The sequence below is a fragment of the Archangium gephyra genome, from assembly GCF_042230915.1.
Lineage (GTDB): Bacteria > Myxococcota > Myxococcia > Myxococcales > Myxococcaceae > Archangium > Archangium gephyra_B.
In genome coordinates this window covers 10,000,312-10,018,137 of the sequence record NZ_CP102578.1, presented here as the reverse complement: position 1 = coordinate 10,018,137, position 17,826 = coordinate 10,000,312, and the positions used below count along the sequence as shown (strand labels likewise).

The window sequence follows — 17,826 nt, the reverse complement described above, 5'->3', positions numbered from 1 at the left end:
CGCTGCCTGCTCGGACAGGGGTCGAGGTGACGTTCTTGTCAAGCCGGGCAGGTGGGACGGCCTCGGACGTCCGCGGCCCTTTCCCCGCCCGGGAATAACGGGGACAATCCACCCGTGATGGGGTGACCGTCTGCACCACCCTCACCCCAGCCCTCTCCCAGCGGGAGAGGGGGCCTACACAGAGGAACGTGATGAACGCTCAGGAGCGCAAGGCGGCCTACCGCCAACGCGCGGAGAAGGGCGAGGCGGTTCCCGTCTCGGTCGTGCTCCCCGCCGACCTCGACACCCCGCTGTCCGCCTACCTCAAGCTCGGGGGCGCGCGAGGTTTCATCCTCGAGTCCTGCCACGGTGGCGAGCGCTTCGGCCGCTACAGCCACATCGGCACCGCACCCTCCGGCCGGCTCCGGCTCGACCGCACCGGCGGCACCCTCTGGCGTGGTGAACAGCAGCAGCGTTTCGACGGCGCTCCGCTCGACGTCCTCCGCTCCGTCTGGCGCGAGCACGCCGTGGCCAAGCTCCCCGGCGAGCCCCCGTTCGTCGGCGGCCTCGTGGGCTACCTCGGCTACAACTGCATGTCCTGGTTCGAGCGCCACGTGCCCGATCGGCACACCCGCGACACCTCCTTCCCCGACTCCGAGTGGCTGCTGTGCGACGAGTTCGTCACCCATGACTCGCGCTCCCAGACGCTGCATGCCACCGCCATCGCCCGGCCCAACCGTCATAGCAGCGTCGCCCAGGCACTCGCCGACGCCGAGGCCCGCGCCGAGGCCCTCGCCGAGCGGCTGCTGCGGCCCCTGCCCGTGGACGCCTACGTCCCCAATCCGCCCATGCGCGGCGAGGCGGAGGTCTCCGTCAACTGGGACCGCGCCGGCTACGAGGCCGCCGTCGAGCGCGTGAAGGAATACATCCGCGCCGGTGACTGCATGCAGGTGGTGCTCGCCCGCCGCTTCGAGGCGCGGGGCGCGCCGCCGCCGCTCTCGCTGTACCGCTCGCTGCGCCGCATCAACCCCTCGCCGTACCTCTTCCACATCGAGCTGGGCGAGGCGCGCGCGCTGGTGGGCGCCTCTCCCGAGCTGCTGGTGCAGGTGCGCGACGGAGACGTCGTGGTGCGCCCCATCGCCGGCACCCGGCGCCGCGGCGCCACCGAGGCCGAGGATCAGGCCCTGGAGAAGGAGTTGCTCGCCGACGAGAAGGAGCGCGCCGAGCACATGATGCTGGTGGACCTGGGCCGCAACGACGTGGGCCGCGTGGCGGCTCCGGGCTCGGTGCGCGTCGAGGACCTGATGGTCGTCGAGCGCTACAGCCACGTGATGCACATCGTCTCGCAGGTGCGCGGCAAGCTCGACGCGAAGTACGACGCGCTCGATGCGCTGGCGTACACCTTCCCGGCGGGCACGGTGTCCGGGGCTCCGAAGATTCGCGCGATGCAGATCATCGACGAGCTGGAGCCCGTGCGCCGCGGCCCCTACGCGGGCGCGGTGGGCTACCTGTCCTTCTGCGGCGCGCTGGACCTCGCCATCGCCCTGCGCACCTTCTACATCGACGGGGACCGCACGCTGTGGGAGGCGGGCGCGGGACTCGTGGCGGACTCGGTGCCCTCCAAGGAAGCGGACGAGACGGAGGCCAAGGCGCGGGTGCTCGCCACGGCCCTGAAGCAGGCACGTGAGGGAGGTGTGCGGTGATCCTCGTCATCGACAACTACGACTCGTTCACCTTCAACCTCGTGCAGCTGCTGTACACGCTGGGCGCCGAGGTGAAGGTGGTTCGCAACGATGAGATCGACGCCGCGGGAGTGGAGGCCTCGGGGGCCTCGCACCTGGTGGTGTCGCCGGGGCCGTGCACGCCGCACGAGGCCGGGGTGAGCATGGCGGCCATCCGCGGCGCGAAGGTGCCGGTGCTGGGCGTGTGTCTGGGCCACCAGTCCATCGGGGCAGTCTTCGGCGGCAACGTGGTGCGAGCGCCCGAGCCGGTGCACGGCAAGACGGCGTCCATCCGCCACGAGGGCCGAAGCATCTTCGAGGGCATGCCGGCGAACTTCCAGGCGGCGCGCTACCACTCGCTGGTGGTGGACGCGGGGACGCTGCCGGCGGAGCTGGAGGCGACGGCGTGGACGCCGGACGGGCTCATCATGGGGCTGCGGCACCGTGAGCTGCCGGTGGTGGGCGTGCAGTTCCATCCGGAGAGCGTCCTCACGCCCGAGGGCCCCCGGCTGGTGCGCAACTTCCTCGACGGCCGCCTGTAGTTCTGTAGGCAGACCCACGCATCCTCTCCCTCGCCCTCCGGGAGAGGGTCGGGGTGAGGGTATCGAGCCCAATCGGGTTGGCTCCGTGCAGGCGCTTCAGGGAGGCGCCACCTCGCGGAAGGGCAGCACCCATCCGTGGACGCTGTCCCACGGCCCCACCGAGGCCAGGTTCACGGTGGGGTCCACGAGCCGCTGGCGGGGCCGCCCGTTGAGGCTCGCGAAGGCGTCCACGCGCACCTCCACTCCCGGGTGCCCCTGCCCGGCGAAGTCGCGGGCCAGGTAGTGCGCGAACGTCAGCAGCATGTCCGGCTGCGTGGCCATCATCTTCACCTGGTAGGGCGAGAGGTACTTGCCCGGCGACACCACCCATCGCTTCCCGGTGGTGGGCTCGCTGACGCGGAACTCGGCGACCCCGTCCTTCTCCATCAGCATCACGTTCCACGAGAAGCGGAAGCCCTCCTCCGTCCACATCACGTCGCCCGGGTAGAACAGGTGCCGCAGCGGCAGGAGGAACTGCACCCCCAGGAAGGCCACCGCCAGCGCGGGTCCAATCCAGGATCGGCTCGAGGGCAGGGTGGGGGAGGGGGCGGAGTCCTTCATCGGCTCGCGCCGCAGCCAGCCCGCGAGCCGCCGGGGCCAGTCCGGTGGGAAGAAGAGCAGGGCGCCCGCCATCATCAGCCACGGGAACATGCCGATGGGGAAGAGCATCCGCGTGATGACGTGGAAGCCCACCACCGCCGCGTAGGCCAGCCACCGCGTCCGCTTCCACAGCAGCGCGGGCACCACGCACAGGTCGAACACCGCTCCCGCGATGCTGAAGGCGTGTGGCGCCCACGGTTGCTCGAAGAGCCGGCCGAGCACCGGTAGGTCCGTGCTCGCCGCGAGCCAGATCTTCATCGGTTGCGCGTGGATGAGCCAGTCACTCTTCAGCTTCGCCACCCCGCCGAAGAAGTACACGAGCCCCACCTGCGCCCGCAGCAGCCACAGCCACCACGCGGGCACGTGGCTCCGCCCCTTCACGTCCAACGGCAGCGCCACCAGCAGCAGCCCCGCCAGCGAGATGAAATAGTAGTGGTTCAGGTAGTACGTCTTGTCGATGAGGTGCGCGTACGTGAACGTGAGCAGGAACGTGAGTGCGCTCGTCCGGTATGCGACTCCCAGCGTGATGCCCAGCGCCCCCAGCCCCATCAGCGCGAAGTGGAGGTACATCCCCACGCCCGGCCACGGACGGATCCACTCCAGCCCCGCGTACGGGAAGAGCACCTTCGGCGCGAGGTAGTGCTCGTGGATCCACCCGTACGCGAAGAAGCGCGCGACGGCGACCAACATGAGCAGCCCGAACAGGACCCGGTACGCCACCAGGGAGGATGGGTCCACCGGGGCGAAAGCGGAGGCAGTGAGCCGCTCGTGGAGGGCTCGCAGGGGGAACCCGGGGCTCGTGGCACCCTCTCCCCCGCCCCTCTCCCGGAGGGCGAGGGGAGTGACGGGCGCCAGGGGAGTGACGGGCGCCAGGGGAGTGGTTGGGGCCAACGGCGCCTGCTCAGTCGCCATCGTTGTCGTTGAACTTGAGCGTCACTCCCAGGTTGGACACGACCTCGGAGGCCAGGGTGGCCCGCAGCGTCGCCAGCGCGGCCCGGGCCGTCTCCACCGACTCACGGTCGTTGGTCAGCGCCGTGCGCAGCGGCGGCGGAATCGCCTCCAACGCCGAGCGCACCGCCGCCAGGTCCCCGCGCACCGTCTCGTCCACCTGCTTGTTGCTCGCGGCCACCACCTTCGAAAGCCCGCCGTTCCCGTTCGCCCCCAGCCAGACGCGCTCCATGCCCACCACCGCGTTCTCCAGGTCCTTCAGCGAGTTGTCGCTGCGCCGCGCCTCCTCCAGCTCGGGACGCACCGTGCCTCCCGTCTCGAAGCCGAGCGGCTTCGACAGCTTCTGCTCCGCCACCTCCACGCTGGCGATGAGCCGGTTGACCACCGTGTCCACCGCCTCCTTCTGCGTGGCGTAGGCGCTTCCCTCGTTCCCCGCGTTGGAGAGCTGCGCGACGTAGTTGCCCTGCTCGGGCTCCCAGGCGGTGCGCACCACCGTGGCGTCCTTGTGCAGCAAGGTCCCGAGCTGCTTCAGGTACGTCCGGCGGCGCATGCCCGCCGTCCCTTCCTCGGTGGCCGCCGCGTCGAAGAGCAGGTACTCGATGGCGAGCAGTCCCTTGCGGTTCGCGCCCTGCTCCGCGACGAACGTCTCCGTGAGCTCCGTGCCCTCCGTGAGCAGGCTGTCGATGCCCGTGGTGGACGGCACCTGGTTCGCCGAGGCCGACGTGTGCTGCTCCTCCGCCGGGCCGATGCGGAAGGCCTCCTGCCGCAGCCATGCCGCGCGCGCTTCCCTCCAGGCGGACCGCGCCTGGGTGAGCGCTGCCTCCGTGGGAGTGGCCTCCAGCGCCGCGAGTGCTCCGGCCAGCGCCTCGGTGCGCGTGTCGAAGTCCCGGTAGGCGGGCAGGGCCACATCCCCGGCCAGCTCCTTCAGGAAGGCCGAGCGCAGGGCGGTGCCCTGGGAGTCGCCGCAGCTCGCCACGGCGAGGAGCGATAGCAGGACGGTGGTGGGAATCAGACGGCGCAGGAAGGGGCTCACAGCGACTCCAGGAAGCGCAGCAACGCGGCGCGCTCGGTGACAGACAGGTTGCGGAAACGCTCCTGAGAGCGCTCGGCCTCGCCGCCGTGCCAGAGGATGGCCTCCTCCAGCGAGCGGGCGCGGCCATCGTGCAGGAAGCGCGTATGGCGGTTGACCGTCTGGACCAGCCCGATGCCCCACAGCGGCGGCGTGCGCCACTCGCTCCCCGTGGCCTCGAAGTCCGGGCGGCCATCGGCCAGCTCCGGCCCCATGTCGTGCAGCAGCAGGTCCGTGTACGGGAAGATGACCTGCTCCGACAGCTCCGGCGCGTCCTCCACCGGGCCCGTCTCATGCCGCGGCACGTGGCACTTCGCGCAGTCGAGCTCACGGAACAGCCGCCGCCCGCGCAGGACCTCGGGCTGGTCCACGTCCCGGCGCGCGGGCACGGCCAGCGTCCGCGTGTAGAACGTCAGCTGCTGCAGCTTCTCCGCCTCCAACTCGGGCGCTCCCCCCGAGGGCGCGTCGTGACACGCCGTCTGCACGGGAGGGCAGTCCTCCGCCGGGAACAGCTCCGAGGTGATGCCGATGTCCCCCCGGAAGGCGCCCGCGTTCTGCTGGCGCAGGGAGGGCTGGTTGGCCTTCCAACCGAAGCGGCCCATGCGCGGCTCGCCGTGCTCCACGTCCCAGACGTGGTTGATGCGGCCGGAGATGCCATCGCCGTCCTGGTCGTCCGGATCCGCGAGGGCCTCCAGCGCCGCGTCCGGAATGGCCTCCAGCAGGCCAAGCCCCACCATCACCGGCGCCACGCGCGGGCTCATCATCAGCTCCGGATGCACGGGGCCGAAGGCCAGGTTCGTGAGCGTGTAGTGCGGCTCCTCCAACGAGTACGCCGTCCCGTCCGCGTACCGGCCCTCGCGCAGCGAGTGCGTGAGGGCCACTTCGCCCTCCGCGGGCACGCCGAGGAGGGCCTGCGGCTGGAGCTGCCCGCCGTAGTTGGGGTCCCCGAGCGGCTCGCCATGGGCGTCCTGCCCGGGGATGCTCAACCGGAAGAGCAGCGACAGCGGCTTCTCGTCCGGCTCGGTCGGGGGCTTGCCGCGCCCGTCCTTGAAGTGACATGCGGCGCACGAGGGCGCGTTGAAGGTGGGCCCCAGTCCGTCCAGCCCCGTGGTGGAGGCGGGGGCCGTCACCCAGTTGCGGTTGAAGAGCGCGTTGCCCGTGAAGAAGGCATCGCGCCGCTCGCCCTGGAGGTTGCGCGCCGCCAGCGTGAAGGCGTTGCGCGTGGTGTCGTGGACGGTGGTGCCGCCGCCGGACAGCTCCTCGCCCGGCTCGGGCCTCTCCTCACCGCAGGCACAGGCGAGGAGGAGAAACAGGCTGATCGTACGCCGCATGGTTCGTTCTCACTCCAGGTTGAGCGTGATGCCCAGCGCGGTGGCCACGTCGGCGAGCGTCTCCGTCTGGGCGCGCAGCGCGTCGATGGCCACCTTCACCTTCTGACGGCCCTCGGCATTGTCCGCGCCGAGGATGGCCTGGTCGAACGGGCCGGGGATCGCCTGGATGGCGTCGAGGCTGGCCTGCAGGCGCTGCTTCATCTCCCTGTCCAGCTCCGGGTCCACCACCGCCACCAGCTCGTCCAGGCCATGGCGATCCGCGGTGCCGTAGCGCCCGAGGTACGCGTTCTGGATGCCCAGCGCGTTGGCGTACAGGTCCGCCTTCGTGTTGTCGCTGAAGCAGGAGTGCTCGTCCTCCTGGTCCTTGTTGTCGTAGGCCACCGTCATCCGCTCGCCGGACAGCTCGGCGCCGCTCAGGCTGCCCATGCCGGTGAGCACCTGCAGCAGCGCCTCCTTGGGCTCCTGCGACCGGAACAGCTTCGCGTAGTTGTTGGAGTCCGGCGTCCACTGCGTCTTCACCGACTCCAGGTCCTTCACCAACAGGCCCGTCGCGAGCTTCAGGTACTGGCGGCGGCGCGCGGCGTTGGGCGCCGTGCCCCCGTCCACGAAGTCCGACGCCGGCCGGTTGCCCGGGCCCGTCACGCTCCGGTCCTGGCCCCACAGCAGGAACTCGATGGCGTGGTAGCCGGTGGCGATGTTCGTCTCACCGTCGCGCTCGTTGAGGGAGATGAGCAGCTCCTCGGACAGCGTGGGGTACTCGCTGGTGGCGTTGATGATGCCGGCCTCCGGCGCTCCCTCCACCGCGTCGATATACGCCTCGTCCAGCGGCCAGGCGTTGATGCGGCCCTCGGGGCCCGTGTCCTCGTCGTCGATGGGGCCGCCGTAGAAGCGGAAGACCTCGCTCTGGCCGTAGGCGGGACGCGCCTCCAGCCACGCGGTGCGCGCCGCCGTCAGCTTCGCCTCGGTGGGGTCCGCCACGAAGGCGTCCACCGCCGTCTGCAGCACCCGCGCCTTCGCCACCGCGTCCGTGTAGTTCTCGTACACCAGCGTCGCGTAGTCCTCCATCACCGGCCGCGCCCGCGAGCTCTCCAGCGGATCCGTCCCACAGCCCGCCACGCTCAGCGCTCCCGCCACCAGTGCCATCCAGCCCAGCTTCTTCATGTGAGGCCCCTTCGCTTGCTTCCGTCGAATGGGCTGGCTCGATAGCGAATCTGAGAATCAAAGTCAAAATCGGGCCGGGCGCACCCACGCAGAAGTGTGCGGTCCCCCCGTCCGCCCTCAGCCGCGCAGGTGGGTGGTGTCGTTCCAGAGCTGGAGGACCTGCTGGTCCCCGTCGCTGTCCAGGCCGAGCCCGCTGATGGAGGCGGTGTTCAACGTGAAGAGGCGGCCCTCGGTGGGGGGCAGCCCGAGCCAGCGCGCGGCGAGCACCCGCAGCAGGTGGCCGTGCGCGAAGAGGAGCACGTTGCCCTCCACGGCGCGGGCCTCGGCGATGATGCGGTCCGCGCGTGCCCCTACGTCCCGCGCGGACTCGCCGCACGGCACGCCCTCCGTCCACAGCGTCCAGTTCGGGCTGGTGGCGCGGATCTCTTCCTTCGTCTTGCCCTCGAAGGTGCCGTAGTCCCACTCCATCAGGTCCGAGCGCAGCTGGGCCACGTCTCCATAACCGGCGAGCGCGCACGTCTCGCTGGCGCGGCTCAGGGGGCTGGTCCACACCGCGGCGAAGTCCCAGGCGCGCAGCGGCTCGCGCAGCTCGGTGGCCATGCGGCGGCCCTCCTCCAGCAGCGGGATGTCCGTGCGGCCGGTGTGTTGGCCGCTGCGGCTCCAGGCGGTGTCTCCATGGCGGACGAGGACGAGCACGGGGGAGCGGGGCTTCATGGTGTTCCTCTCTCGGGGCGGGCGCACTCTGCCACCCTCGAGGGCCCGGCGGAACCACCCCGCACCGCCGTCACATGTTGTCCACCCTCCGCATCACATCGACCAGGAACTCGGCGAGGCGGGTGTTGTCGTAGAGCTCTCCCATCAAGGCGATGGGGTTGGTGTAGAGCGTGTCGCTGGCGATGATGGCGTTCCAATCGAGGGCCGACGCCTTGGCCCCCGGAGCCCCGGCCGCCTCCATCACCTTGAGGAACTCGAGCGCGAGCACTCCCTGGCCGATGGCACTCGGATGAACCCCGTCCAGGCTGATGAGTCCTCCCTGCTGCAGCCGGCCGTTGCGGTCCGCGTGGTAGTACATGGTGTTCGGCTTGTACCGGGCCTGCGCGAGCTCGGGCGGCAGCGGGTAGGTCGGCTGGCCGTTGTTGCGGCGGTAGGCCAGTTTCAGCAGGCAGCTGCTGATGTCGACCAGGAAGTAGCGTTCCTTGCCGAGCCTGCCATTGGCGTCCTGGATGAGGTTGGCGATGATCTTGTTGTACTCGCTGATGTAGCCATCGATCTTCAGTACCTGGTCCCGGGTCAGACCGAGGCCGGTGCGGCGGGCGAAGTCCGAGCCGAAGATGACGTAGGTATAGTTCTCGAAGTAGCGGGCCTTGTTGCCGAGCACGCCGAACGGATCTTCGCATTCCTTCTCGGCGCCGACGCCCTTGCAGAGCGGCGCGATCGAGACCGCGGGCACGTTGCCGATGAAGACCCGCCAGTCCGGGTGCTTGTTCTGCTCCATGAGGGTGGAGACCCGGTCGAGCAGCTGCTCGTACTCGGCCTTGAAGTCGTCCGGGTGCCAGAGGTTGTAGCGGTCGCGCTCCTTGACGCTGCGCAGATGCATGCGGTTGTTTGGATCGTTCGGCGTTTCGTTGATCTTGAGGCGTGTGACGGTACCGAGCGCGTTGTTGGAGCCGAGCCAGAGGAGCAGGTTCTCCACCCCCTCCTCCTTCACGTGCTGCTCCAGGGATTTGAGCTGGCTCCTGTCGCCGTAGGCCGGGTGGCGCGACGGATTGAGGACCGCGTGCGCCGCGCGGGCCAGGGACTGGTTGGGCAGGCTGATCAGCCCGTCGTCTTCCTCGCCGTCCCGGATCTGCTGCAGGCACCAGTTGGGGTCGATCAGCCAGGCGTCGGCCACGGTGAAGCCGAAGCAGGAGCTGTTTGGAAACGTCTTCGTCGGCCCCGCCTGCGGCCGGGCGATGTTGCCGCTGCCCCGCTCGTAATGGTCCTCCACATCGTCCACCATGCCGTTGATGGTGAGGAGCGCCCGGGGCCACTCCAGGAGGCCCCGGATGTCGGCGCCGTAGAGCGACTGCAAGCGCCGCAGCAACCGCTCCAGGTTCAGCGGCAGACCGCCCTCGCGCCAGGTGGGGAGGGGATAGTCCACCTCCGGCGTCAGCCCCAGCACCCTGGCGATCAGCGTGGAGTAGGAGAGCTCGGTTCGTGCCGCCGCGAACGACATGAAACCCTGCGAGATGCTGTCCCCGATGGTGAACAATTTCATGATGTGTCTCCCCCAAGAGGGGGAGTGTCCCGCCCTCGGATGTGACGACGCGCCCGAGGTAGGTCGGCGGACAGGCGGCTACGATGGAGGCGCGGCGGGAAGAACAACCAGGTGGTACGTCATGGCGCTCACCGAACAGCAGCCAGGCGAAGTCGACGCGCGCTTGCTCGCGGGCGATTCGATCGCGGCCATGGCCGTCGTCCGCGGCTACACGGGCTGGGAGCCGGACCGGGCGAAGGACTTCGTGGAGGCCCGGCCTTGATGGTTCAGCTCCGCGAGGCTGACAAGGCTCAGGTGCGGCCCGTGTCCAAGGTCCTCCGTCAGCTCGAGCGGCTCGTCTCTGGCTTCAACTACGGCATCACGCTCGATGTGAAGGCGCTCGAGCTGCCGGGGGCGGAGCTGCCCCTGAACGAGGTGATGCGGACGTGTTACCCGGAGAGTCAGCCGCACCTGGCGAAGGTCAGACAGGTCTCGCTGGAGGAGCTGACGACCGACGTCGAGACCTGTCTGCGCTACGAGGGCGAAGCGCATGCGGGCCCGAGGTTCACCGCCGCGCGCCGGGAGAAGTTGGAGCAGGAGTTGCTCCCGGCCTTCTGGCGTGCCCTGGCGGAGCTCATCTCCTCCGAGGAGGCGGAGCTCCATGACTACCCCGATGAGAGGGGTCTGCCGGGCTACCGCGTGTTCTGGTCCTTCACCTATGTGCTCCACCACCGGACGCGGCGGCGGTGTGTCGTCATCACGGGAAGCGCATCGGATTGAGGGCGCGCCGGCAGCGAACACCCTCACCCCAGCCCTCTCCCAGAGGGAGAGGGAGAGGGAGGACGCTCAGCGCTTGAGGCCGCGCCTGATCTCCGCGCACACCTGCCGGGCCGCCGCGGGCCCATCCGCCTGCGCCGCACGGACGATGGCGCTGCCCACCACCACGCCATCCGCGTGGGCGCCCACCACCCGCGCCTGCTCGGCGGTGGAGATGCCGAAGCCCGCCACCACCGGCACCGGCGACACGCGCCGCACCATCTCCAGCCGCTCGGACAGGTTGGCCGGCAGCTCCGAGCGCATGCCCGTCACGCCCGCCACCGACACGCAGTAGACGAAGCCCCGCGCGTCCTTCGCGATGCTCTCCGCCCGGGCCGGCGACGTCGTGGGCGCGCACAGAGGAATCAGCTCCAGCCCCTCCTGGTCGAAGGCCGCGCGGAGTTCCGCGCTCTCCTCGGGAGGCAGGTCCGGCAGGATGGTGCCCGACACCCCGCGCTCCCGGGCCAGCTTTGCGTAGCGCTCCTCGCCCAGGGCCATCACCACGTTGACGTACGTCATCACCACCAGCGGCGTCTGCGGGCAGCGCGCGCGCACCGCCGGCACCACCTCCTCCAGCACCCGCTTGAGCGTGGAGCCCGCCTTCAGCGCCCGCTCGGACGCGGCCTGGATGACCGGGCCGTCGGCGATGGGATCGCTGAACGCCACGCCAATCTCCAGGATGTCCGCGCCGCCTTCCACGCACGCGGCGAACACGTCCACCGAGCGGGCCAGGTCCGGGTCTCCCGCCATGGCGTACGCCACCAGCGCGCCCTCACCGCGGGCCTTGGCCCGGGCGAACGCTTCCGCGATCTCGCCGCTCATGCTTTCTCCTGGACGGCGGCGGGAATGCCCCGCGCCGCGATGGTGGCCACGTCCTTGTCTCCGCGGCCCGAGCAGTTGATGACCAGGTACTTGCCCTTGCCCAGCTCACGCGCCAGCTCGCCCGCGCGCGCGAAGGCGTGCGAGGACTCCAGCGCGGGGAGGATGCCCTCGGTGCGGGACACCTGGTAGAAGGCCGCCAGCGCCTCGTCGTCCGTGGCGGTGCGCACCTCCATCCGTCCCGTCTTCGCCATGTGCGCCAGCTCCGGCCCCACGCCCGGGTAGTCCAGGCCCGCGGAGATGGAGTGCGCCTCGATGATCTGCCCGTGCTCGTCCTGCAGCACCAGCGAGCGCGAGCCGTGCAGCACGCCCTCGGTGCCCAGCGTCAGGGACGCGCCGTGCTGCCCCGAGTCCAGGCCGTGGCCACCGGCTTCCACGCCCACCAGCCGCACGCTCGCGTCGCCGAGGAAGGGGTGGAGGGCGCCAATGGCGTTCGAGCCGCCGCCGATGCACGCGATGATGGCGTCCGGCAGCTTGCCGAAGGCCACCAGCGACTGCGTGCGGATCTCCCGGCCGATGACGGACTGGAAGTCCCGGACGATGGTGGGGTAGGGGTGCGGACCGGCCGCGCTGCCGATGACGTAGTAGGTGTCCTCGACCTGCGACACCCAGACGCGCATGGCCTCGTTCATCGCGTCCTTGAGCGTGCGCGAGCCCGACTCCACCGGGCGCACCGTGGCCCCGAGCGCCTTCATGCGGAAGACGTTGAGCGCCTGGCGCTCCACGTCCAGCGCGCCCATGTACACCTCGCACGTCAGGCCGAACAGGGCACACGCGGTGGCGGTGGCCACGCCGTGCTGGCCCGCGCCCGTCTCCGCGATGACGCGCTTCTTGCCCATCCGCTTGGCGAGCAGCACCTGGCCGATGGTGTTGTTGATTTTGTGGGCGCCCGTGTGCGCGAGGTCCTCGCGCTTGAGCCACACCTCGGCGCCTCCCCACAGCTCGGTGAGCCGGCGCGCGGGCGTCAGGGGCGTCTCGCGCCCGACGAACTCGCGCAGCACCTGCGCCACCTGCTCCTCGAAGGCCGGGTCCTTGCGGGCCTCGGCATAGGCCAGTTCCAACTCCTGCAGCGCCGGCACGAGCGTCTCCGGCACATAACGGCCGCCATAACGCCCGAAGCGGCCCGGGGCGGTTTGCGTGTCCATGTTCTCCATCACTCCCAAGCCAGGGTCTTCACGGCGCGCACGAAGGCGCGCACCGCGTCCGCATCCTTGACGCCGGGGCTGACTTCCACCCCGCTCGCCACATCCACTCCGTAGGGCCGGGTGGCCCGCACGGCTTCCCGCACATTGTCCGGATTGAGCCCACCGGCCACCAGCACCGGCACGCCCGCGTCCGCGAGCCGCGCCACCAGCGACCAGTCGAATCCCACGCCGCCGCCCCCGTAGCCCGGCGCCGCTCCGTCCAGCAGCAGCGTGGCCACGTCGCCCGCGCCCACGTAGGTGCGCGCCTTCTCCACGTCCTCGGGCCCGCGCACCCGCAGGGCCTTGATGACCGGCACGCCGTAGCCCGCGCAGGCCTCGGGCGGCTCGTCGCCGTGCAGCTGCACCGACGTCAGCCCGCAGTCACGCACCCGCGCGCGGATGACGTCCGGCGACTCGTTGACGAAGACGCCCACCACCGCGCCCAGCGCGGGCCGCGTGCGCGCCAGGATGGCCGCCGTCTCCGGCGTCACGTACCGGGGCGAGCGCGGGTAGAAGTTGAGCCCGAGCGCGTCCGCACCCGCGGCCCAGGCCATCCGCGCGTCCTCCACGCGGGTGACACCGCAGATCTTCACCCGCGTGCTCACGGCGCCCCCGCGAGCAGCCGCGCCAGCGCACGGCCCGGCTCCGCGTCGCGCAGCAGGGACTCGCCCACCAGCACGGCGTCGGCTCCCGAGGCCCGCGCCGCCGCGAAGTCCTCGCGCGTCTTCAGGCCGCTCTCCGCCACCAGCGCCTTCGCCCGGCTGCGCAGCGCCGGAATCACCTTCAGGGCCGTGTGGATGTCGGTGCGCAGCGTGGCGAGGTTCCGGTTGTTGATGCCCACCAGCTCCGCGCCCGCCTTCAGCGCCCGCTCGGCGTGCTCCTGCGTGTGGGCCTCGACGAGCGCGGCCACGCGGCAGGACTTCGCCGCCGCCACCATCTCCGCGAGCGGCCCGTCCTCCAGCGCGTCCGCGATGAGCAGCACCGCGTCCGCGCCGAGCGCCGCGCTCTCCTCCACCTCCTGCGGCGCCACCAGGAAGTCCTTGCGCAGCACCGGCAGCGAGATGGCCGCGCGCACCTGGAGCAGATCCTCGATGCTGCCCCCGAAGTCCACGTCGTCCGTGAGGACGCTCACCGCGCTCGCCCCGGCGGCCTCGTACGCCTTCGCCACCGAGACCAGGTCCTGGTGCGGGAAGTCGCCACCCGAGGGGCTGCGGCGCTTCACCTCGGCGATGACGTTCACCGGCAGCCCGGCGCGGTGCCGGGTGAGGGCGGCCGCGAAGTCCCGCGAGGGCGGGCGGGGCGCGCGGGCCACCAGCGGCTTGCGCGCGGCGAGCTCCCGGCGCTTGCGCTCGAAGATGGCCAGGAGCTTGTCCGGCTCGGGCGCGCTCATGAAGCGCCTCCGCCCACCAGGGCCTTCAGCTTGGCCGCCGCGGCGCCGGAGTCGATGGACTCCACCGCCCGCAGCACGCCTTCCTTGAGGTCCTTGGCCCTGCCCACCACCACCAGCGCGGCCGCCGCGTTGAGCAGCACCGCCGTGCGCACGCCGGAGCGCGCACCGGCCAGCAGCTCCTTGAGCCGCCGGGCGTTGTCCTCCACGTCCCCGCCCGCGATGGCCTCGGCCGGCACGCGCTCCAGCCCCGCGTCCTCCGGGCTGACGGAGAATGTCCGCACGGAGCCGTCCTCGCGCAACTCGGCCACGTCCGAGACCGTGCACGGGGAGAGCTCATCCAACCCGTCCCGGCCGTGCACCACCCAGGCGCGCTTGCTGCCCAGCTTGGAGAGCACCCGGGCCGTCTGCTCCAGCCGCTCGCCCGCGAAGGTGCCGAGCAGCTGGTAGCGCGCGCCCGCCGGGTTCGCCAGGGGGCCCAGCAGGTTGAAGAGGGTGTGCAGGCCAATCTCGCGCCGCGCGGGCGCCACGTGGCGCAGGGCGCTGTGGTGCGAGGGGGCGAAGAGGAAGCCCACGCCGTGCTCGTCCACGTCCCGCGTCACCTGCTCGTGCGCCCGGTCCATGGGCAGGCCCAGCGCGGCCAGCACGTCCGAGCTGCCGCAGCGCGAGGACACCGCCCGGTTGCCGTGCTTGGCCACCGTCACGCCCGCGCCCGCGGCCACGAAGGCCACGGCCGTGGAGATGTTGAAGGTGTTGGCCCCATCCCCGCCCGTACCGCAGGTGTCCAACACCACCTCGGCCCTGGGGTGGATGCGCGTGGCGCAGGCGCGCATGGCCTCCGCCGCCCCGAGGATCTCCTCCTCGGTCTCACCCTTCATCCGCAGCGCGACCGCGAACGCGCCCACCTGGGCGGGCGTCGCCTCTCCCGCGAGCATCTGTCCCATGATGCGGGCCATCTCCTCGCGGGTCAGGTCGCGCCGACCCACCACCCTGCCCAGCGCTTCCTTGAGCGTCATGTGCCTACTCGGATCTCCGAAGTGTTCCGGCGCCGGGGAATGCAGGGGCGGCCGGTTGGGGCCACTGCCTTTATTAAAAAAGGCGGGGGGCGCCTTGCAGGAAGAAAAGGTCCACTTCTTCCCAAAATTCCCGAAGAGTCTCGCTGGGCGATGCCCGGGAATCAATGTAGGAGCGGAGATTTCGCGTTGACGGAGGGTGCACCTTGACGAGGCCGAGCGTCATCGTGGTGGGGGCCGGGTTGGCGGGGTTGACGTGTGCCCGGCTGCTGCATCAGGCCAAGGTGAAGGTGCGGGTGTTCGAGGCGAGCGACGGCGTGGGAGGCCGCGTGCGTACGGACTCGGTGGACGGCTTCCTGCTGGACCGGGGCTTCCAGGTGTTCCTCACCGCCTACCCCGAGCCGCGGCGGTGGCTGGACTACGAGGCGCTCGACTTCCAGCGCTTCTTCCCGGGGGCGCTGGTGTGGCGCGCGGGGCGGCTGCACAAGGTGGCGGACCCGTTCCGCCGGCCCCTCCAGGCCGCGGCGCACGCCTTCAACCCGGTGGGCTCGCTCGCCGACAAGTTGCACATTCTCGACTTGCGTCAGCAGGCGCTGGCGGGCCCGGTGGAGGACGTGTTCCTGCGCAGGCAGCGGCCGTCGCGGGAGTACCTGCGCGACGTGGGCTTCTCCGATGGGATGGTGGAGACGTTCTTCCGGCCCTTCTTCGGGGGCATCTTCCTGGAGAAGGAGCTGCGCACCTCGAGCCGGGTGCTGGAGTTCGTGTTCCGGATGTTCGCCACGGGGGCCACGGCGGTGCCGGCGCGGGGCATGGGGGCGCTCTCCGAGCAGTTGGCGGCGAAGCTGCCCTTCGGGGTGGTGAAGCTGAACACGCCGGTGGAGGAGGCCTGGGGCCACCGGGTGAGGCTGGCCACGGGGGCGAGGGAGGAGGCCGACGCGGTGGTGGTGGCCACGGACGCGCCCGCGGCGGAGGAGCTGCTGCCCGGCATGCCGCCGAGGAGGATGAACGCGGTGACGTGCCTGTACTTCGCCGCGCCGGAGCCGCCGGTGCGAGGGCCCTACCTGGTGCTGAACGGGGAGGGGAGGGGGCCGGTGAACAACCTGGCGGTGATGAGCGAGGTGGCGCCCTCGTACGCGCCGGAGGGGCAGTCGCTGGTCTCGGTGTCGGTGCTGGAGCCGTCGGGGGACGCGGAGACGCTGGAGGCGCGGGTGCGCGAGCAGCTCACGGAGTGGTTCGGCGGAGGGGTGGCGCAGTGGAGGCACCTGCGCACGTACGCGATTCCGCACGCGCTGCCGGCGCAGCCGCCCGAGTCATTCGAGGAGCCCCACCGGAAGGTGCGGCTGTCGCCGGGGCTGTACGTCTGTGGGGACTACCGGGAGAACGGCTCCATCGAGGGCGCGATGGTCTCGGGACGCCGTGCGGCCGAAGCACTCCTGAGGGACCGTGGCCTCGACTGAGCCCATTTCCCCTCGCCCTCCGGGAGAGGAGCCACCCGTCGTTCAAAGGGGGGGCAAGGCCCCCCGGGGTGAGGGTATCCGTCACCCGGGTTGGTTCGTGGCTGCGTCAGTAGCGGTGCTCCCATGGACCGCGCTGGTGCACGTGCACCCGCCGCGCTTCTTCCTCTGGGCGGCGCTCTACTGCGCGGTGTGGAACGTGCTCTCGTGGAAGGCGCTGGGCGAGGAAGGCCGGGCGCTGCTCTTGCCGAGGCGCGCGGACGTGCTGTGGGGCGTGGCGCTCGCGGGGGTGCTGTACGTGGGCTCGCGGGCGGTGCTGTGGGCCATGTGCGGCGGCTTCACGGACGTCCTCTGCGAGCCGCTGAAGCACGTCTACACGACGTTCGGCACGGGCTCACTCGGAGCGGCGTTGGCGCTGGCGCTGGTGATTGCTCCGGCCGAGGAGTTGTTCTGGCGCGGCGCGGTGCAACAGGCGCTGCGGCCGAGGCTCGGGTGTGTCGGTTGTGCGCTGGTGGCCGCGGTGCTGTCGAGCCTCGTGCTGCTCGCCTTCCGTGAGCCACTGTTGGCGCTCGCGGCGTTCCCCACGTCACTCGCGTGGGGGCTGCTCGCCGAGTGGAGACGCAGCCTCGTGGCCTCGTCGGTGAGTCACTCCCTGTGGGACCTGCTCATCGTCATTTTGCTGCCAGCGATCTGAGCGCTGGCAGGCGATGCCGTTCAATGAGGTTCTCGACGGACATCCCCTGCCGGTCCGCGAACTCGGCGGCGACGAGCCTTAAATCGGCGAGCGCGGCGTCGAAGTGGCCGTCCACGTACTCCAACTTCGCGCGCAGGACGCGTCGAAACCCATCGTCGAGAGGGAACTCGCGCAGCATGCTGGCGGGAGACTCGACCTTCTCGAGCCGGTCGATAACGGGCGCGAGCGCCGCTCCCAGTTGTGCTCCGAGTGAATGCGCGTCCGTCTGCGGCGTGACGGCCCATTCGTCCGGAGTCTCCGGAGCAAGCTCTTCGAGCCGGACGCCATAGTGAACGGCCTCACCGGCGATCACGACCTCTCCCGAGGAGGTTCCCCCCAGAGCGGTCACCGCGTCGAAGGAGAGCCCGATGTTGACGTAGAAATCTCCTTCGTCTCGCGAGTTCCCGTGCGACAGCTGGAAGTTGATGACCTGGGTCGTCTGTCCATGCTGGCGCCGGAACGTGAATCCCTTCTTCCGGAAGCCCCGTGCCTTGGCCAGGCCCGCCACCGCGACAGACAGCGCCTCCGAGAGCATGTCTCGAACCGTCATGCTGCGCCTCCTCGTGTCACGGGATGCCCATGACACTCCTTCAGCTCCAGACGTCAACCCGGGAGGTTCTAGACCCTCACCCCAGCCCTCTCCCAGAGGGAGAGGGAGCACACACGGGTTCAACCCGGGATGTCTCATACCCTCACCCCGGGGGGCTTGCCCCCCCTTTGAACGACGGGGGGAT

Annotated in this window: 18 protein-coding genes; 6 read left to right on the top strand and 12 right to left on the bottom strand. The window is 70.6% G+C overall.

The genetic code is table 11. The features are described 5' to 3' along the window. Nucleotides 1–191 precede the first annotated feature (191 nt). Nucleotides 192–1,682 (top strand): anthranilate synthase component I family protein, encoded by a 1,491-nt coding sequence (locus NR798_RS39385; protein ID WP_375767720.1) that lies wholly within the window; start codon nucleotides 192–194, stop codon nucleotides 1,680–1,682. Further along, nucleotides 1,679–2,242, top strand: a complete 564-nt coding sequence (locus tag NR798_RS39380) for an anthranilate synthase component II (protein ID WP_375767719.1) — start codon at nucleotides 1,679–1,681, stop codon at nucleotides 2,240–2,242. The genes NR798_RS39385 and NR798_RS39380 overlap by 4 nt, the downstream gene beginning before the upstream one ends. Before the next feature lie 96 nt (nucleotides 2,243–2,338). Here NR798_RS39380 and NR798_RS39375 read toward each other — a convergent pair whose 3' ends face one another. The 6 genes from NR798_RS39375 to NR798_RS39350 form a co-directional block, all read right to left on the bottom strand. Next, entirely contained in the window at nucleotides 2,339–3,793 is a 1,455-nt protein-coding gene (locus tag NR798_RS39375; protein ID WP_375767718.1) for an HTTM domain-containing protein, read from the bottom strand. After that, the gene (locus tag NR798_RS39370; RefSeq protein ID WP_375767717.1) at nucleotides 3,783–4,862 is read right to left on the bottom strand and encodes an imelysin family protein; all 1,080 of its coding nucleotides are present in this window, start codon (nucleotides 4,860–4,862) and stop codon (nucleotides 3,783–3,785) included. The genes NR798_RS39375 and NR798_RS39370 overlap by 11 nt, the downstream gene beginning before the upstream one ends. Continuing rightward, the gene (locus NR798_RS39365) at nucleotides 4,859–6,229 is read right to left on the bottom strand and encodes a di-heme oxidoredictase family protein (protein ID WP_375767716.1); all 1,371 of its coding nucleotides are present in this window, start codon (nucleotides 6,227–6,229) and stop codon (nucleotides 4,859–4,861) included. The genes NR798_RS39370 and NR798_RS39365 overlap by 4 nt, the downstream gene beginning before the upstream one ends. Nucleotides 6,230–6,238: 9 nt before the next feature. Further along, complete coding sequence (locus NR798_RS39360; RefSeq protein ID WP_375767715.1) at nucleotides 6,239–7,390, bottom strand: imelysin family protein; 1,152 nt, start codon at nucleotides 7,388–7,390, stop codon at nucleotides 6,239–6,241. Between the two features lie 117 nt (nucleotides 7,391–7,507). Then, entirely contained in the window at nucleotides 7,508–8,104 is a 597-nt protein-coding gene (locus NR798_RS39355) for a histidine phosphatase family protein (protein WP_375767714.1), read from the bottom strand. Between the two features lie 70 nt (nucleotides 8,105–8,174). After that, complete coding sequence (locus NR798_RS39350; protein ID WP_375767713.1) at nucleotides 8,175–9,647, bottom strand: hypothetical protein; 1,473 nt, start codon at nucleotides 9,645–9,647, stop codon at nucleotides 8,175–8,177. Nucleotides 9,648–9,768: 121 nt separating this feature from the next. Here NR798_RS39350 and NR798_RS39345 point away from each other — a divergent pair, with 121 nt between their 5' ends. Together NR798_RS39345 and NR798_RS39340 are read left to right on the top strand one after the other, a co-directional pair. Continuing rightward, on the top strand, nucleotides 9,769–9,909 hold the full coding sequence (locus NR798_RS39345; protein WP_375767712.1) for a hypothetical protein: 141 nt from the start codon (nucleotides 9,769–9,771) through the stop codon (nucleotides 9,907–9,909). Beyond that, the gene (locus NR798_RS39340) at nucleotides 9,906–10,406 is read left to right on the top strand and encodes a hypothetical protein (RefSeq protein WP_375767711.1); all 501 of its coding nucleotides are present in this window, start codon (nucleotides 9,906–9,908) and stop codon (nucleotides 10,404–10,406) included. Before NR798_RS39345 ends, NR798_RS39340 begins: the two co-directional genes overlap by 4 nt. A gap of 66 nt (nucleotides 10,407–10,472) precedes the next feature. On the opposite strand, the gene trpA is transcribed toward NR798_RS39340, so the two are convergent. The 5 genes from trpA to trpD are packed head-to-tail and all read right to left on the bottom strand — an operon-like array spanning nucleotide 10,473 to nucleotide 14,908. Then, a complete protein-coding gene (trpA, locus tag NR798_RS39335) occupies nucleotides 10,473–11,264 on the bottom strand; it encodes a tryptophan synthase subunit alpha (RefSeq protein WP_375767710.1) in 792 nt (263 codons plus the stop codon). After that, nucleotides 11,261–12,466, bottom strand: a complete 1,206-nt coding sequence (gene trpB, locus NR798_RS39330; RefSeq protein WP_375767709.1) for a tryptophan synthase subunit beta — start codon at nucleotides 12,464–12,466, stop codon at nucleotides 11,261–11,263. The genes trpA and trpB overlap by 4 nt, the downstream gene beginning before the upstream one ends. Before the next feature lie 8 nt (nucleotides 12,467–12,474). Further along, nucleotides 12,475–13,110, bottom strand: coding sequence for a phosphoribosylanthranilate isomerase (locus NR798_RS39325; protein ID WP_375767708.1), 636 nt, complete (start codon nucleotides 13,108–13,110; stop codon nucleotides 12,475–12,477). Further along, a complete protein-coding gene (locus NR798_RS39320) occupies nucleotides 13,107–13,895 on the bottom strand; it encodes an indole-3-glycerol phosphate synthase TrpC (RefSeq protein ID WP_375767707.1) in 789 nt (262 codons plus the stop codon). The genes NR798_RS39325 and NR798_RS39320 overlap by 4 nt, the downstream gene beginning before the upstream one ends. After that, the gene (gene trpD, locus NR798_RS39315) at nucleotides 13,892–14,908 is read right to left on the bottom strand and encodes an anthranilate phosphoribosyltransferase (protein ID WP_375767706.1); all 1,017 of its coding nucleotides are present in this window, start codon (nucleotides 14,906–14,908) and stop codon (nucleotides 13,892–13,894) included. The genes NR798_RS39320 and trpD overlap by 4 nt, the downstream gene beginning before the upstream one ends. Before the next feature lie 203 nt (nucleotides 14,909–15,111). Between trpD and NR798_RS39310 the strand changes: the two genes are divergently transcribed. Continuing rightward, entirely contained in the window at nucleotides 15,112–16,362 is a 1,251-nt protein-coding gene (locus NR798_RS39310) for an NAD(P)/FAD-dependent oxidoreductase (protein WP_375767705.1), read from the top strand. Nucleotides 16,363–16,477: 115 nt separating this feature from the next. Further along, nucleotides 16,478–17,053, top strand: a complete 576-nt coding sequence (locus NR798_RS39305) for a lysostaphin resistance A-like protein (protein WP_375767704.1) — start codon at nucleotides 16,478–16,480, stop codon at nucleotides 17,051–17,053. Here NR798_RS39305 and NR798_RS39300 read toward each other — a convergent pair. Then, nucleotides 17,031–17,642: a DUF4304 domain-containing protein gene (locus tag NR798_RS39300; protein WP_375767703.1), complete on the bottom strand. Its 612-nt coding sequence runs from the start codon at nucleotides 17,640–17,642 to the stop codon at nucleotides 17,031–17,033. The two genes, NR798_RS39305 and NR798_RS39300, sit on opposite strands and share 23 nt — an antisense overlap. Nucleotides 17,643–17,826 lie beyond the last annotated feature (184 nt).

What these genes read in the sequence shown, in the direction of transcription:
- NR798_RS39385 (WP_375767720.1), top strand. Translation starts at nt 192, where the DNA reads ATGAACGCTCAGGAGCGCAAGGCGGCCTACCGCCAACGCGCGGAGAAG.
- NR798_RS39375 (WP_375767718.1), bottom strand. Translation starts at nt 3,793, where the DNA reads ATGGCGACTGAGCAGGCGCCGTTGGCCCCAACCACTCCCCTGGCGCCC.
- NR798_RS39365 (WP_375767716.1), bottom strand. Translation starts at nt 6,229, where the DNA reads ATGCGGCGTACGATCAGCCTGTTTCTCCTCCTCGCCTGTGCCTGCGGT.
- NR798_RS39360 (WP_375767715.1), bottom strand. Translation starts at nt 7,390, where the DNA reads ATGAAGAAGCTGGGCTGGATGGCACTGGTGGCGGGAGCGCTGAGCGTG.
- NR798_RS39355 (WP_375767714.1), bottom strand. Translation starts at nt 8,104, where the DNA reads ATGAAGCCCCGCTCCCCCGTGCTCGTCCTCGTCCGCCATGGAGACACC.
- NR798_RS39350 (WP_375767713.1), bottom strand. Translation starts at nt 9,647, where the DNA reads ATGAAATTGTTCACCATCGGGGACAGCATCTCGCAGGGTTTCATGTCG.
- NR798_RS39345 (WP_375767712.1), top strand. Translation starts at nt 9,769, where the DNA reads ATGGCGCTCACCGAACAGCAGCCAGGCGAAGTCGACGCGCGCTTGCTC.
- trpA (WP_375767710.1), bottom strand. Translation starts at nt 11,264, where the DNA reads ATGAGCGGCGAGATCGCGGAAGCGTTCGCCCGGGCCAAGGCCCGCGGT.
- trpB (WP_375767709.1), bottom strand. Translation starts at nt 12,466, where the DNA reads ATGGACACGCAAACCGCCCCGGGCCGCTTCGGGCGTTATGGCGGCCGT.
- NR798_RS39320 (WP_375767707.1), bottom strand. Translation starts at nt 13,895, where the DNA reads ATGAGCGCGCCCGAGCCGGACAAGCTCCTGGCCATCTTCGAGCGCAAG.
- trpD (WP_375767706.1), bottom strand. Translation starts at nt 14,908, where the DNA reads ATGACGCTCAAGGAAGCGCTGGGCAGGGTGGTGGGTCGGCGCGACCTG.
- NR798_RS39300 (WP_375767703.1), bottom strand. Translation starts at nt 17,642, where the DNA reads ATGACGGTTCGAGACATGCTCTCGGAGGCGCTGTCTGTCGCGGTGGCG.